The organism is Pseudoduganella namucuonensis, from assembly GCF_900116645.1.
In the GTDB taxonomy this organism is placed as follows: Bacteria; Pseudomonadota; Gammaproteobacteria; order Burkholderiales; family Burkholderiaceae_D; genus Rugamonas; species Rugamonas namucuonensis.
Window position 1 is genome coordinate 14,310 of the sequence record NZ_FPBO01000038.1, and the last position, 16,008, is coordinate 30,317.

Annotated in this window: 9 protein-coding genes; 8 read left to right on the forward strand and 1 reads right to left on the reverse strand. The window is 67.7% G+C overall.

The features are described from left to right. The first annotated feature begins 72 nt into the window (after positions 1 to 72). The 4 genes from BM436_RS29275 to BM436_RS29290 all read left to right on the forward strand — a co-directional run bounded on the left by BM436_RS29275 (position 73) and on the right by BM436_RS29290 (position 5,862). Complete coding sequence (locus tag BM436_RS29275; protein ID WP_229490842.1) at positions 73 to 1,290, forward strand: helix-turn-helix domain-containing protein; 1,218 nt, start codon at positions 73 to 75, stop codon at positions 1,288 to 1,290. A 190-nt stretch (positions 1,291 to 1,480) separates the two neighbouring features. Then, a complete protein-coding gene (locus tag BM436_RS29280; RefSeq protein ID WP_229490844.1) occupies positions 1,481 to 2,698 on the forward strand; it encodes a helix-turn-helix domain-containing protein in 1,218 nt (405 codons plus the stop codon). Between the two features lie 382 nt (positions 2,699 to 3,080). After that, entirely contained in the window at positions 3,081 to 4,271 is a 1,191-nt protein-coding gene (locus tag BM436_RS29285) for a XylR family transcriptional regulator (RefSeq protein WP_093559459.1), read from the forward strand. Positions 4,272 to 4,311: 40 nt separating this feature from the next. Continuing rightward, positions 4,312 to 5,862 carry an alpha-N-arabinofuranosidase gene (locus BM436_RS29290; protein ID WP_093559461.1) on the forward strand — a complete coding sequence of 517 codons (1,551 nt, stop codon included), beginning with the start codon at positions 4,312 to 4,314 and terminating at the stop codon, positions 5,860 to 5,862. A 49-nt stretch (positions 5,863 to 5,911) separates the two neighbouring features. On the opposite strand, the gene BM436_RS29295 is transcribed toward BM436_RS29290, so the two are convergent. Next, a complete protein-coding gene (locus BM436_RS29295; RefSeq protein ID WP_093559463.1) occupies positions 5,912 to 8,533 on the reverse strand; it encodes a glycoside hydrolase family 3 C-terminal domain-containing protein in 2,622 nt (873 codons plus the stop codon). A gap of 234 nt (positions 8,534 to 8,767) precedes the next feature. Between BM436_RS29295 and BM436_RS29300 the strand changes: the two genes are divergently transcribed. From BM436_RS29300 to BM436_RS29315, 4 genes are all read left to right on the forward strand, one after another. Next, complete coding sequence (locus BM436_RS29300; protein ID WP_229490847.1) at positions 8,768 to 10,882, forward strand: beta-galactosidase; 2,115 nt, start codon at positions 8,768 to 8,770, stop codon at positions 10,880 to 10,882. A gap of 167 nt (positions 10,883 to 11,049) precedes the next feature. Then, positions 11,050 to 13,209, forward strand: a complete 2,160-nt coding sequence (locus tag BM436_RS29305) for an alpha-L-fucosidase (RefSeq protein ID WP_229490849.1) — start codon at positions 11,050 to 11,052, stop codon at positions 13,207 to 13,209. 40 nt (positions 13,210 to 13,249) lie between these two features. Continuing rightward, a complete protein-coding gene (locus BM436_RS29310; RefSeq protein WP_093559467.1) occupies positions 13,250 to 13,585 on the forward strand; it encodes a hypothetical protein in 336 nt (111 codons plus the stop codon). Then, on the forward strand, positions 13,582 to 15,975 hold the full coding sequence (locus BM436_RS29315; RefSeq protein WP_093559469.1) for a right-handed parallel beta-helix repeat-containing protein: 2,394 nt from the start codon (positions 13,582 to 13,584) through the stop codon (positions 15,973 to 15,975). Before BM436_RS29310 ends, BM436_RS29315 begins: the two co-directional genes overlap by 4 nt. Positions 15,976 to 16,008: the final 33 nt, after the last annotated feature.

The window sequence follows — 16,008 nt, forward strand, 5'->3', positions numbered from 1 at the left end:
GATTGAACTGTTATGATGGCCGCGGCGCTCCCGGCCGCGGGATGCGCGGGACAGTTCAACCAATAGTAAACAATGCTAGAGTTCTACAAGAAGGCGCTACTCGCACTCCTACTCCTCATGGTCGCCGACGCGCTGCTCGCGGCTTTCCTCGTTTACCAGAGCTACCTGACACTCACCCTTTTGCCGGCGCACGAAAGCGACGTCCGCTGGCGCTACGTCCCCAGCACCGATATCGAGCAGAACGGAACCTCGACCATCCGCATCGAGGACGCCCAGCGGGATCACCTGCGTTTCGACTTCCAGCTGACGGACGCCGCGAGCTATCCCTTCGTGTCCGCGGCGTTGCAGCTGGACGATGGCAGGGGACGGCTGGTCCAGGCGGACTGGACGAACTACAACACCATCACTTTCGTCGCCAAGTGCGCGCCGGCCTCCAATGCGATGGTGTTCGCCCTCTCCATCTTCGACGAGAAGATTTCCAGGCTGGGGGAATTCGTCAGTTACAGGCCGCCCGGAACCTACTTTTCCTGCAACCAGCGCGGCGTGCCGATCAACCTGGACATCACGCGGCTCACCATACCCGATTGGTGGCTGCTCTCCAGGCAACTGGACTTGTCGCATCAAAGCTACAAGCTGGACAAGGTATCGAAGCTGGTGTTCGGATCGGGCCCGTCCAGTCCGCGCCACCTGCCTTCGCACCTGGAAATCAGCGAACTCAGGCTGCATGGCCGGGATTATGGCTATATCGTCTGGCTGGCGGTGATTCTTTTGGCGAGCTGGAGCGCTTTCGGCATCTGGTTTTTCCGAGCTTATTCCAGCGCGCTGATATCGAGCATGGATTCCAGGCTGAAAAAGGATTTGCCCCTGGTCGCATACCGGCAACTAACGCTGGAACCGTATAAGGACAAGGAAAAGGCGTCCATACTACGGTTTATCGCCACCAATTACACCGACGCCGAGCTGGACCTCGAGTCCGTCGTCACCGGGAGCGGCGCGAACCGGACCAAGGTCAACGAAGTGCTGAAAACGGAACTCGGCATGACTTTCACCAGCTACCTGAATAAGCTGCGCCTGACGGAAGCGGCCAGGTTGCTGTCCGAGAAAAGCGGCGCCGCGATCGCGGAAATCGCCTATTCCGTCGGCTATGGCAATGTTTCCTATTTCAACAAGCTGTTCAAGGAAGAATACGGCTGCACGCCGAAAGCCTTCCGCACCGCCACCCAGCAAGACAAACCCGCCGCCCAGTCCCCGTCCGAGCCGTCCGTCCCCCCTGTGGACGCACAGGCATAGCCGACTTGCACTAACTACAGGACTCATCGCAATTTCCGCAATTTGGTGGCCGGTCAGGCACGCTAAGCCGGACGGGCGGGGCACGCATCGACATGCCCCGCGGATCGCGGACGCCGGGGTGAACTGTTATGATGTCGGCGGGACCCTGCGGGAGGGGCGCGCGCGGAAACAGTTCAATTGACACTAAATAATGCAAGAGTTCTATAAGAAGGCGCTGTTCGCGCTTATTTTCCTCGTGGTCGCGGACGCGCTGCTCGCTTCCTTCTTCATGTATCAGAGCTATCCGACCCTGACCCTCCTGCCCGCGCGTGAGGGGGGCGTGCGCTGGCGCTACGTTAGCCGTACGGATATCGAACAGGGCGGAACGTCGACCATCCACATCCACGAGCCCGGCCGGGAACGGCTGCGTTTCGACTTTCATCTGACCGCCATCGCCCCTTATTCCTTTGTTACCGCCGAATTGATGCTGGAGGATGGGAAGGGACGGCCGGTCCAGGCGGACTTGTCGAAGTACAGCACCGTCACCTTCGTGGCCAAGTGCGCGCCGGCCGTCACTTCGATGGCGTTCGCCCTATCCGTATTCGAGGATAAAGTCTCCAAGCCTGGCGAATTCGCTTCATATAGGCAACCGGGCACCTACTTTTCCTGCAATGAGCATGGGGTGCCGGTCTCCCTGGCCATGACCCGGCTCATCACTCCCGAGTGGTGGCTGCTATCGAGGAAGCTCGACCTGTCGGACCAGGACTATAGGCTGGACAAGGTGTCGAAACTCGTGTTCGGATCGGGGGCCACCAGTCCCCGCTACGTCGCTTCCTACCTGGAAATCAGTGAACTCAGGCTGCACGGCCGGGATTATGGGTATATCGTCTGGCTGGCGGTGATTCTTTTGGCGAGCTGGAGCGCTTTCGGCATCTGGTTTTTCCGGGCTTATTCCAGCGCGCTGATATCGAGCCTGGATTCCAGGCTTAAAAAGGATTTGTCCCTGGCCGCATACCGGCAATTAACGCTGGAACCATATAAGGACAAGGAAAAAGCGTCTATACTACGGTTTATCGCCACCAATTACACCGACGCCGAGCTGAACCTTGAATCCGTCGTCACCGGCAGCGGCGCGAACCGGACCAAGGTCAATGAAGTGCTGAAAACGGAACTCGGCATGACTTTCACCAGCTACCTGAATAGGCTGCGGCTGACGGAAGCGGCCAGGTTGCTGTCCGAGAAAAGCGGCGCCGCGATCGCGGAAATCGCCTATTCCGTCGGTTATGGCAATGTTTCCTATTTCAACAAGCTGTTCAAGGAAGAATACGGCTGCACGCCGAAAGCCTTCCGCGCCGCCACCCAGCAAGGCAAACCCGCCGGCCAGTCCGCGGCCGAGCCGCCCGTCCCCCCTGTGGACGCACAGGCATAGCCGACTTGCACTATCTACAGGACTAATCGCAATTTCTGCAATTTGGTAGAAGTCCCCCTACCGGCGTTAGAGCCGCCACGGCCCAGGCAATAAGCTTGGGCTGTGAGTTACCTTTTGGTACTCCCTCCGCGCCGTCCTCACGGCGCATGAATAAAACAATAAAACTGCGGCGAAAACAACAGTAGAACAGCACGGCGGCGAGACGCTTGTGTTTCTAATGTTCGTTATATATAGTAAACAACAAGATTTGCAAGGCGAATCGCCACCTCTGGGCGTTAGCCAAAATGTTTTTATTATAAAAATATAGGAGGAGACTAATGAAGCCCTTCAATTCCATTGATGCGCTACATCGCGCGTCGGGATTTTCCTGGTATTCGATAAAATGAAGACCACGAAAACGCACCGCATTGCCTTATTGTTCAACGCCAACAAGATATTCGACCGCGATATTATTTCCGGCATCGCCGCCTATTTGGGGAGCACGCGCGCGGCCTGGGATTTATATTTGGAAGAGGACTTCCGCCTGCGCCTGGGCGACATCGAGCGCTGGCAGGGCGACGGCGTCATCGCCGATTTCGACGACCCGGCCGTGGCCGAGGCCCTGTCGCGCTGCAGCGTTCCCGTGGTGGCGGTGGGCGGTTCCTATGCCAGCGAGGAGGAGTATCCACGCGGCGTGCCCTATGTGGCGACCGACAATTTCAAGCTCACCAAGCTGGCCCACGACCACCTGATCGACGTCGGCCTGCATCGCTTCGCCATGTTCAGCCTGCCCAAGGCCAAGGAGAACCGCTGGGCGCAGGAGCGCGAAAACGCCTTCAGCGCCCTGATGCGGAGCAACGGCATGGAGCCCGAGATCTTCCGCGGCTGCGAGACCAGCGCCTCGTCCTGGGACGAGGCGGTGCAGGGCCAGATCGCCTGGCTGCGCAGCTTGCCGAAACCGGTGGGCATCATCGGCGTCACGGACGCGCGCGCGCGCCAGTTGCTGCAGGCCTGCATCATCGCCGGCATCGAGGTGCCGGAGCAGGTGGCGCTGATCGGCATCGACAACGACCCGCTGGTGCGTGTGCTCACCCGCATACCGCTCAGTTCCGTGATCCAGGGCGCGCAGGAGATGGGCCGCACCGCCGCCCACTTGCTGGAGCAGATGCTGCACGGCGTGCGCCTGCCCAACACCCGCATCCTGGTGCCGCCGGCGGGCATCAACGTGTTCGCCTCCAGCCAGCACCAGCCGGTCAAGCATCCGCAGGTGATGCGGGCCCGCCATTTCATCCGCCAGTACGCCTGCCAGGGCATCAAGACCCACCAGGTGGCCGAGCACGTGGGCGTGTCGCGCTCCTCGCTGGAAGCCTACTTCCGCCAGGAATTGGGCTGCAGCGTGCACGACGTGATCCTGCGCTTCAAGCTCGACGCGGCCAAGGCCGGCTTGGCGAGCGCCGAACGCACCATCGCCGACGTGGCGCTGGGCTGCGGCTTCACCTCCACGCAGTATATGCACCTGGTGTTCAAGCGCGAACTGGGGTGCACGCCGCGGGCCTACCGGGACCGCGCGCTCAGCGCCAGCGGGTCCGTCTAGGGCGCCCGCGTCCCGGGATTTACGACGAAGAAGGAAGTGCATGAAGATTTACAGATATACCGCGATGGCCGCCGCCATGTTCGCGGCGTCCGCCTATGCCGCGCCGCAGGTCGGCGTCACGATCGAGGCCGCCAAGCCGGGTCCGGTCATCAGCAAATACGTCTACGGCCAGTTCGCCGAGCACCTCGGCACCGGCATCTACGGCGGCCTTTGGGTGGGGCCGGATTCACGCATTCCCAACACCCGCGGCTGGCGCAACGACGTGGTCGGCGCGCTCAAGGAGCTGCGCGTGCCCGTGGTGCGCTGGCCGGGCGGCTGTTTCGCCGACCAGTACCACTGGCGCGACGGCATCGGCCCGCGGTCGGAGCGGCCGGTGCGCATCAACACCAACTGGGGCGGCGTGGACGAGGACAACGCCGTCGGCACGCACGAGTTCTTCGAGCTGGTCGAGCAGCTGGGCACGGACGCCTACGTCAACGGCAACCTGGGTTCGGGCAGCGTGCAGGAAATGGCCGAGTGGGTCGAGTACCTGACGGCCGGGGGCAAGTCCAGCCTGGCCGCGCTGCGCGCCCGCAACGGCCATCCGGCGCCGTTCAAGGTCGCCTTCTTCGGCGTCGGCAACGAGGGCTGGGGCTGCGGCGGCAACATGCGGGTCGAGCAGTACGCGGACGCCTACAACCGCTACGTCAGCTTCCTGCATCCCGCGCCGGGCAGCAACACGCAATTCATCGCCGCCGGCGGCCACGACGAGGACACCAGCTGGACCGATTACCTGAGTTCGAAGATCCAGGTGGGCCGCTTCGACGGGATCTCCTTCCACTATTACACCTCGCCCGGCGCCGACAAGAACGGCAAGTTCGGCGCGACCGGATTCGACGAGAGCCGCTGGATCTGGACGCTGAGCCAGACGCGGCGCATGGAGGGTTTCATCGCCAACAACGTCGCCAAGATGGACCAGCACGACAAGAAGAAGAAACTCGCCTTCGTGGTCGACGAATGGGGCACCTGGTACGAGCCCGAGGCGGGCAGCCCGCCGGGCTTCCTGGTGCAGCAGAACTCGCTGCGCGACGCCATGGTGGCCGCGCTCAACTTCAACATCTTCCACGCCCACGCCGACCGCGTGCGCATGACCAGCATCGCGCAGATGGTGAACGTGCTGCAGGCCATGATACGCACCGACGGCGACAAGATGGTGCTCACGCCGACCTATCACGCCTTCAAGATGTACGTGCCGTTCCAGGACGCGACCTCGGTGCCGGTCAAGCTCGAGAACAATCCGCAATACACGCTGGGCGAGGTTTCCATTCCGGCCGTGAGCGCCTCCGCGGCGCGCGGCAAGGATGGCAAGCTGTATCTGGCGCTGGTCAACACCAATCCCCGGGAAGGAGCGGAAATCGCCGTCGCGGTGGACGGCGCCAAGGCGAGCTCGGCTTCCGGCACGGTGCTGACCGCCGCCGCCATGGACGCGCACAACACCTACGCGGCGCCCGGCGTGGTCGCCCCGGCGCCGTACGAGGCGGCCGCCAGCGGCGGCAAGCTGGTCTTGAAACTGCCGGCGAAGTCCATCGTGGTGGTGGCGGTGCGGGAATGACGGTGTGAAGCCGTAGCCGCGGGGAAGGGCGGCCGGAGCCGCCCCCCTATCAGAACGCCGGCAGCGCGCGCCGGCCCTTGACGGTTGTTTGCAGCCTGGCGCCGGCCGCCGGGCGCATGCCCGCCGCCGCGGCCGGCTGCCCGCCGCCCACCCACAGGTAGGCCGGACCCGGCTCCACGCTGCGGTTGCCGGCCTGGTCCACCGTGCTCAGGGCCTTGGCGTCCAGCGCGAACGTCACCCGCCGCGTCTCGCCGGGCTTGAGCGAGACGCGGGTGAAGCCGGCGAGCGTGCTGTTCGGCGCGGCGTCGCCCTTGCGGGTGACGTACACCTGCACCACCTCGTCCCCCGCGCGCTGGCCCTCGTTCTTCACGTCCACGGCGAGGTTGACGCCGCTGCCCGCGCGGATCTCCCTGGGAATGGCCGCCGCCGGCGCGTAGCTGAAGCGCGTGTAGCTCAGCCCGTGGCCGAAGGGGTAGAGCGGCTCGCCCTTGAAGTACTTGTAGGTGCGTCCCTTCATGCCGTAGTCCTTGAACGGCGGCAGGTCCGCCTCGGACTTGTAGAAGGTGACGGGCAGCCGGCCCGCCGGGCTGAAGTCGCCCGCGATGAGCTCGGCCACCGCCTGGCCGCCTTCGCCGCCCGGATACCAGGCCTGGATGATGGCCGGCACCTTCTTGTCGGCCCAGTTCAGCGCCATGGCGCTGCCGCTCATGTTGACCAGCACCATCGGCCTGCCGAGCGCGCCCAGCCGCTCCAGCAGCGCCTCCTGGGGCACGGGCAGGTCGATGCTGGTGCGGTCCCCGCCGGCGAAGCCGGGCGCGCGCACCGTCATCTCCTCGCCCTCCAGCTGCCAGTTCAGGCCGCTGACGTAGACGATCAGGTCGGCCTTGCCGGCCGCCTCCAGCGCGGCCGAGTCGTCGAAGCTGGGCCGGGTCCATTGCAGCCGCTGGTCGCCGCCCCAGCCTTGCTGCACGGCCTCGACCTCGATCCGGTACACCTTGCCCGCCACCAGGCCGACCTCGGTTTTCGAGGTCGGCCAGGCGATGTCCCACAGGTCGGTGACCAGCTGGCCGTCGACGCGGATGCGGTAGCCGTGATCGCTCTTCAGCCGGAAATTGTGGGCGCCGCTCTCGGTGGCGCGCAGGTAGCCGCTCCAGCGCATCGAGCTCTTGCGTTCGGTGGCGTCCGGCCAGCCCCATTTGAACTCGGCCTTGGCGACGTTCTCGACCGCGGCCGGGGCGCCCTCGAGGCCGAGGTTGTCGAAGCGTTCGCGCTTCAGGCCGGGCTGGGCGCAGGCCGCGTCCAGGCACAGGTCGGCCGCCGGCACGTCCTGCAGCGGCGGCGCCACCCAGCCCGTGCCTTCGATGTGGGTCAACTCCGCCCGCGGGAAGCGGGCCCGGATGCCCTCCAGCACGGTGATGGGCCGCGACGGCGTGCCGTTGTAGTTGCCGACCAGCGCGTCGACGCTGTCCGCGTTCGGGCCGATCACGGCGATGCGCCGCGGCGCCTTGGCCAGCGGCAGCAGGCCGTCGTTCTTCAGCAGCACCAGCGACTGGCGCGCCGCCTCCAGGTTCAGGCTCCGGTGGGCCGGGGTGTCGTAATCCTTGGCGCTGATCTCCTTGAAGGGCCGCTGCGCGGGGGACTCCAGCAGCCCCAGGCGGATGCGCGCCTCGAGCAGGCGCAGCACGGCGCGGTCGACGTCGGCCTCGGCCACCAGGCCCTGCTGGACGGCGCGCACCGTGGTGGCGGGATCCGCGGTCGGGCTGCCGCCGAATTCGCAGAACACGTCGGTGCCCGCCTTCAGGGCCGCCGCCACCGCCTGCTCGGGCGTCCTGGTGTAGCGGTGCGCCCCCTCCGTGTGGATGTCGGCCACCGCCCCGCAGTCGGACACGATATGGCCCTGGAACTTCCAGGAACCGCGCAGGTAATCCTGGAGCAGGGCGGTGTTGGCGCAGGCCGGCACGCCGTCCACGGCGTTGTAGGCGCACATCACGGACAGCGCCTTGCCCTCGGTCACGGTGGCGTGGAAGGCCGGCAAATAGGTTTCGGTGAGGTCGCGCCGCGAGGGGTGGATGTCGTCCTTGTGGCGGTCCGCCTCGGGGCCGCTGTGCACGGCCAGGTGCTTGACCGTGGCCGAGACCTTGGGCGCGCCCGTGTCGCGGCCCTGCAGGCCTTGCACATAGGCCACGCCCATGCGCGAGGACAGGTGCGGGTCCTCGCCATAGGTCTCCTGGCCCCGGCCCCAGCGCGGGTCGCGGAAGATGTTCACGTTCGGCGACCAGACCGTGAGGCCGCGGTAGATGCTGGAGCCGCCGTCGGGCTCCACGGTCTCCAGGAACTTGGCGCGGAACTCGGTGCCCACCGTGTCCGCCACGCGGGCCACGAGCGGGCTGTTCCATGTGGCCGCCAGGCCGATGGTCTGCGGGAAGACGGTGGCGTTGCCGGCGCGGGCCACGCCGTGCAGGCCCTCGTTCCACCAGTTGTAGCGCGGAATGCCCAGGCGCGCGACGGCCGGCGAATCGTGTTGCAACTGGCCGGCCTTCTCTTCCAGGGTCATGCGCGCCACCAGCGCCCTGGCCCGTTCGCCGGGGGCGGTTTGGGCGAGGGCGGAACAGCATAGGGTCATGGCCACGGCCGCCGCGAGGACGGTCCTGGAATGATGGGGATGTTTCATCGGGGTGGTTTCCTCTGGGTACGGGGGGATCGGCGGATGGTATCACCGCCGATTCGCGCCGGCGACGGCGGAAACCACGCTTGTCATAAATTGTTTTCGGCATTGGTAATTTTAGTAATTCGGCGCCTTTTATCAAAATCACCGAGCCGCGGAACAATATCTCCCAAGTGCCATTTCCGCGACGCATGGGGCGGATTGGAGGTGCTAGCATCGCCTCGTTTTCCACCCCATTCCATGCCCATGATGAATCACCACCTTGCCGTAGACGCACCGGCGCGACACGCCGGAACCAAGCTCAAGAAACTCGCCCTCGCGTGGACGCTGGCGCTCACCGCGCTCGGCTCCGGCCACGCCGGCGCGCAGGGCGCCGAGATCCGTCCGGACTGGCCCGGCGCGGGCCAGCTGTTCGTCGGCACCAACTACCAGCCGGTGGACCGCAGCCGCGAACAGGTGGTGCAAGACATCGCGCTGATGAAGCAATCCGGCTTCAAGATCGTGCGCATGGGCGACCTGTCGTGGGACTATTTCGAGCCGTCCGAGGGCAAGTTCGAATTCGCCACCTTCGACTGGATCATGGACCAGATGCACGCCGCCGGCATCAAGGTCATCCTCGACATTCCCGGCCAGCCGGCGCCGCTGTGGCTGCACCACCGCTATCCCGGCGCCAACCTGGTCAGCCAGCAAGGCACGCGCCTGGACCCGGCCGAGCGCTACATGGACAACAACAGCGACCCCGACTACCGGCGCCTGGTGAAACGCCTGGCCGACACCCTCACCAAGCGCTACGCCAAGCATCCCGCGCTGCAGGTGATCGGCTACAACAACGAGATCGGCAACGGCTACCTGTCGTACTCGGAGGCCGACCGCAAGCGCTTCATCGTCTGGCTGCAAAAGAAATACGGCACCATCGCCGCGCTGAACAAGGCCTGGGCCACGCAGCGCTGGTCGCGCAAGATCAACGTGTGGGACGAGGTGCGCCTGCCCTACGCCGAGGGGCCCGGTCCGTTCGAGCGCCAGCTGGACCTGCGCCGCTACTGGTCCGACGTCAACATCGCCAACCTGAAGGACCTGGACGCGATCCGCCGGAAAAACACGCCGGACAAGCCGGCCATCTCCAACCTGTGGGACAGCGCCGGACGCAAGGGCTTCGACTACCTGTCGACCTACCGCGAGTACGCCAACTACGGCGCCATGGGCTTCTACCCAGGCGCGCCGGTCAGCTCCGGCTACGAGGCGCTGATGATGAAGGCCGGCATGTCGACGCCGATCTGGTTCAACGAGTTCACCGCCGGCGGCCCGGGCTACTACGGCACCAAGGGGCGCTCGCGCATGTGGGCCCATTTCGGCCTGCTGCTGGGCTCGCAGGCGGTGCTGGCGTGGACCTACAACAGCCACCTGGGCGGCGAGGAGCAGGCCCTGTTCGGCCTGCTCGACCATGACGACCGGCCGTCCTGGAAGCTGGGCGAGTTCGCCACCATCGCGGCCGACTTCGCCAAGCTGGAAAAGCTGGGCTTCCCGCGCATGACCCAGCCGAAAGTGGCCTTCGCCTATTCGTTCGACAACATGCAGGCCACCAACCCGGTCGGACCGCAGGCGACCAACACCGTGCGCCAGTACCTCGCCACGCCCTACCTGGTGCAGGCGCACAACGCCTTCGAGCCGCTGTTCAAGGACAACATCGACGCCGCCGTCATCAACATCGCGCACGAGGACCTGAGCCGCTACAAGCTGCTGGTGGTGCCGGGCATGTACCTGATCGACAAGGCCGGCACCGAGGCGATCCGCAAGTTCGTCGCCGACGGCGGCACCGTCATCATGACCGCCGTGTCGGCCAAGGTGGACGGCCACAACCAGTGGCACGCCACGCCCCTGCCGGGCGGCCTGACCGACGTCTTCGGGCTGCGCACCAACGAGTTCTACAACGGCGGCACCCTGGTCACCAAGATCGGCGGCGAGGAAGTGAAGGGCTCGAACGGCCACTACGAGGTGCTGGAGCCGTCCACCGCGGAGACGCTGGCGCGCTTCTCGAACGTGGACGGCGCGCCGCCGTCCATCACCGTCAACAACTACGGCAAGGGCCGCGCGATCTACGTCGCCACGCCGGCGCAGCCGGAGATCATGCGCCCGCTGTACCGCCAGCTGTACGCCAGCCTGGGCATCTCGCCTGGACCGAAGACGCCGGACGGCGTGTACGCGCGCGCCGTCGAGGGCCGGGTGCTGTACGTGAACACCACCGGCGAGCCCAAGGACGTCGCCATCGACGGCGCCATGACCGGTGTGCTCTCGGGCAAACAATATTCAGGCACGCTGCGGCTCGAGCCGCTGGGCGTCGACCTGCTGGCCAAATGAGGAGGACGCCATGAAAGCAAACCCATCGATTTCCCTCGCTTCGGCGCTGGCGCTGGCGTTGTTGAGCGGCGGCGCGGCCGCCGCCGAAGTCCATCCCCTACGCCACCGGCCACGTCGTCGCCGAGGGCGACACGCCGGCCGTCATCGCCGAAAAGGCCGCGAAGGTCTTGCCGCGCCCCAACCAGAGCGCCTGGATGCGGCTCGAGCGCACCTTCTTCCTGCACTACGGCGTCAACACCGCCAACGAGGTGGAGTGGGGCAGCGGGCGCGAAACGCCGGCCATGTTCAACCCCAGCGCGCTGGACGCGAAGCAGTGGCTGCGCGCGGTCAAGCAGTTCGACGGCAAGATGCTGGTGCTGGTGGCCAAGCACCACGACGGCTTTTCGATGTGGCCGAGCCGCTACACCGGCCATTCGTCCGCCGCCAGCCCCTGGCGCGGCGGCAAGGGCGACCTGGTGCGCGAGGTGGCCGACGCCGCGCGCGCGTCCGGCGTCAAGCTGGGCATCTACCTGTCGCCGGCCGACCTGTACCAGCTCAAAACCAATCCGACCAACCCGGCCGGCTACTACGGCAACGGCAGCCCCAAGCTGAAGTCGACCATCCCCACCGATCCGGCCAGCTTCAAGAGCGACCCGTCGAAGGGCCGCGCGCCGACCCCGGGATTCAAGACCTTTTCCTACGAGGTGAACGACTACAACCGCTACTTCCTCAACCAGCTGTATGAATTGCTGACGCAATACGGCCCGGTGCACGAGGTGTGGTTCGACGGCGCCAACCCCGACCCCAGCGTGCCCGAGACCTACGACTACACGGCCTGGTACGACCTGATCCGCAAGCTGCAGCCGGACGCCGTCATCATGGGCAAGGGGCCGGACGTGCGCTGGGTCGGCACCGAAAGCGGCTACGGCCGCACCACCGAGTGGAGCGTGGTGCCGCTGCCGACCGCGCCCGAGCGCTTCCAGTGGCCGGACATGCACGGCGACCTGGGCGGGCGCGAACTGCTCAAGCCGGGATCGCACCTGACCTGGTACCCGGCCGAGACCAACGTGACCATGCTGGCCAACGGCCAGTGGTTCTGGGCCCGCGACAAGCGCCCGCGCCCGGTGACGCAGCTGGTGGACATCTATTATTCGTCGATCGGCCGCAACGGCAACCTGATCCTGAACCTGTCGCCCGACAGCCGCGGCCTGGTGCCGGACGACCAGATGACGGCGCTGGGCCAGATGGCCGAGATCGTGAAGAGCACCTTCGGCCGCAACCTGGCGGCCGGCGCCAGGGTCACGGCCGACCACGCCGCGCCCAGGCGCGCCGCGGCGGCCACGCTGGACGGCAGCCTCGACAGCTGGTGGGAAGCGGCGCCGGGCCGCCATGGCGGCGCGCTGACACTGACCATGCCCAAGCCGGTCAGCTTCGACGTGGTGTCGCTGCAGGAGGCCGTGGACCGCCGCGGCCAGCGCATCGAATCGTTCGCGCTGGAGACCTGGAACGGCGCCGACTGGGTGGCGGCCGAGCACATCGCCTCGGACACGCTGACCACCGTCGGCCACCGCCGCCTGGTGCGCCTGCGCGCGCCCGTGACCACCGACCGCGTGCGCGTGCGCATCACCGGCGCGCGCCTGGAACCGTCGCTGGCCGAGATCGGCCTGTACAAGCAGTCGGTGGACCTGCTGCCGCCGGCCATCGCCGACCGCGACGCCGAGGGCAGGGTGGGCATCAGCCACCCCGGCGGCGGCACCATTGTCTACACCACCGACGGCTCCGAGCCCACCGCCAAGTCGCCGGTGTACGGCGCGCCGCTGGCGCTGGCGGCCAGCGGCGTGGTCAAGGCCGCGCGGCTGCTGCCCGGCGGGCGCCTCGGCGTCATGGGCCGGCGCGACTTCATCGGCCTGTCGCCGCGCGGCTGGAAGGTGGTGGCGGTGGACAGCGAGGAAGCGGGGCAGGGCGGCGCCTCGGCCATCGACGGCGATCCGGCCACCCACTGGAACACGCGCTGGGAGTCGGAACGCCCGAAAACGCCGCACGCCATCACGGTCGACATGGGCCGGGCGCGGCGCATCGGCGGCCTGGTCTACCTGCCGCGGCAGGACGGCCAGCTCAACGGCACGGTCGAGAACTACCGCTTCGAGACCAGCGCGGACGGCGTGCACTGGGGCACCGCCGTCGAGCGCGGCACCTTCGCCAACATCCGCAACAACCCGGACTGGCAGCAGGCGCGCTTCACCCCGGTGGACGCCCGCTATTTCCGCTTCACCGCGCTGGACGACGTCTGGCGCAACGGCTCGACCAACGCCGCGGAGCTGTCCGTGATCCCGGCCGGATCCGATTGACCGGTGGCCCATTCCACGCCGACTTAAGACGACTTCATCCATGAATGTGATCCTCCAAGGGGGCGCCGCGCGCGCCGCCCTGCGCCGCCTCGCGGCGGTATTCCTCGTGGCGCTCGCCGCGCTGGGCTGCGGCCACGCCGCCGCCGGCGAGCGCCTGTCGCTGGACGCCGGCCGGCGCTTCCTGCAGGGCGACGTGCCGCTGCCCTCCATCACCACCGACGGCGTGCACGCCAACCCGGCCATGAAGGACGGCCGCTGGACGCTGCCGGTGGCGAAGGGGCCGGCGTGGCGCACGCTGACCGTGCCGCTGGAGGCGCGGCAGGACCAGCCTTCCGGCCTCGTCGGCCCGGTGCTGGTTGAGGCGGGCGCGCCATGAGGGCGGCGCTGATCCTGATCGCGCTGGCGGGCGCCGTGGTCGCCCCGTGCGGCGTGGCGGCCGCCGAGACCGTCGCCCGCCACGCCGCAGTCGCCGGCGATGCCTCCGGCGCCGGCAAAGTCGCCGTCCGCGACGGCAAGTCGCTGGCGGCGGCGCTGCGGCGCGCGCGCGCCGACCGGCGCATCCGGCATATCGAGCTGGCCGCCGGCACCTACGAGCTGGCGGCGCCGCTGCTCATCGACGAACGCCTGTCTGGCGGCGCCGGCGCGCCCTTCGTGCTGTCGGCCGCGCCGGGCGCGCGGCCCGTGCTGAGCGGCGCGACGCGCCTGCCCGCGCTGCGATGGCAGCCCTGGCGGGACGGCGTCTGGCGCGCCCGCTACGCCGGCCCGGCGTTCCAGCGGATGTGGCTGGGACAGCGGGCCCTGGTGCGCGCCCGCTATCCCAACGTCGACCCGGCGCAGGCCGGCTTCGGCGGCGCGGCCGACGCCACCTCGCCCGAACGCGTGGCGCGCTGGAGCGACCCGGCCGGCGCCGTGCTGCACGCGCTGCACGGCAACCAGTGGGGCGGCGTGCAAGTGCCGATACTGGGCAAGAACGCCGACGGCGGCCTGGCCTACGGCGCCCAGACCGGCAACAACCGCATCATGCCGCCCAGCGAGCGCGACCGCTACGTCGAGAACGTGTTCGAGGAGTTGGACGCGCCCGGCGAATGGTTCGACGACCGCAAGCGGGGCTGGCTCTACTTCAAGCCGCTGGCCGCGGCGCGGCCGCCGGCCACGGGCTTCCGGGCCGGCGCGCACGAGGCGCTGATCCGCGTCGAGGGCGGCAAGGCCGAGGTGCGCCACGTGCGCGTCCGCGGCCTGCGCTTCCAGGACACCGAACCGACCTTCCTGAAGGCGGTCGAGCCGCTGCTGCGCTCGGACTGGAAGTTTTACCGCGCCGGCGCGGTGACGATAGAAAACGCGCGCGACGTGCGCGTCGAGGACGGCGATTTCACCGAACTGGGCGGCCACGCCATCGTGGTCAGCGGCCGCGCGCGGGAAGTGCGGCTGAGCGGCAACCACATCCACGACATCGGCGGCACGGCGCTGGCCTTCGTCGGCCGTCCGGCGGCGGTGCGTTCGCCGCTGTTCGAATACCAGGAACGGCTCGACGTGGCCGCGCTGGATCCGGTCCCCGGCCCGCGGAGCGACGACTATCCCCGGGATTCGGCGGCGGTGGACAACCTGATCCACGACATCGGCCGGATCGACCGCCAGGCGACCGGGGTGCAGATCGCGATGGCGGCGCGCATCACGGTCGACCACAATTCCATCTACCGGGTGCCGCGCGCCGGCATCAACATCGGCGACGGCACTTGGGGCGGGCACCGCATCACCCACAACGACGTGTTCGACACGGTGCGCGAGACGGGCGACCACGGCGCCTTCAACAGCTGGGGCCGCGACCGCTACTGGCATCCGGACCGCAAGGAGATGGAGCGCCGGGTGGCGGCCGATCCCAAGCTGCCGCTGCTGGACGCGATCGAACCCATCCTCATGCGGCGCAACCGCTTCCGCAGCGACCACGGCTGGGACATCGACCTGGACGACGGCGCCTCGAACTACGTGATCGAGGAAAACCTGATGCTGGCGGGCGGCCTGAAGCTGCGCGAGGGCTTCGCCCGCGTGGTGCGCAACAACATCATGGTCAACGGCACCTTCCACCCGCACGTGTGGTTCGACGACAGCGGCGACGTGTTCGAGTCCAACCTCGTGATGGCGCCGTACCAGCCGATCGAGATTCCCCGCTGGGGCCGCAGTGTGGACCGCAACCTGTTCGTCGGCGGCGGCCTGGCCGAGGCCAGGGCGCGCGGCACCGACGCCGGCTCGGCCGAGGGCGACCCCGGCTTCGCCGCGCCCGCCAAGGGCGACTACACGGTCACCAACGCGGCGCTGGCCCGGCGCGTCGGCTTCGTCAACTTTCCGATGGACGACTTCGGTGTGCGCCCCGCGCGCCTGAAGGCGCTGGCCGCCGCGCCGGACTTCCCGGCGCCGTCCGCCGGCGGACCCGGCGCGCCGCGGCAGGCCGCCGGCACGCTGGCGGGCTTGCTGCTCAAACCGGTCGAAACGCTGGGCGAGCAATCGGCCGCCGGGCTGGCGTCGGCGTCCGGCCTGTGGGTGCTGGAGGTGGAGGCGGGCGGGCCCGGCCAGGCGGCCGGATTGCTGCCGCGCGACGTCATCGTCGGCGCCGGACGGGACACGCCGGGATCGTTCCGGCCGATCGCCGACCTCGCCTCCTTGCGCGCGCTGCTGGCGGCGGGCCGCGAGCTGGACCTGGTGGTGGTGCGCGCGCAGGCCAGGATCGCGGTCCGGTGGCCGCGCGCGGGCGGCGCCGGCGTCGAACGATGAGTTTTCAGTGGCTTCAACGACGGCTGGCCGTTG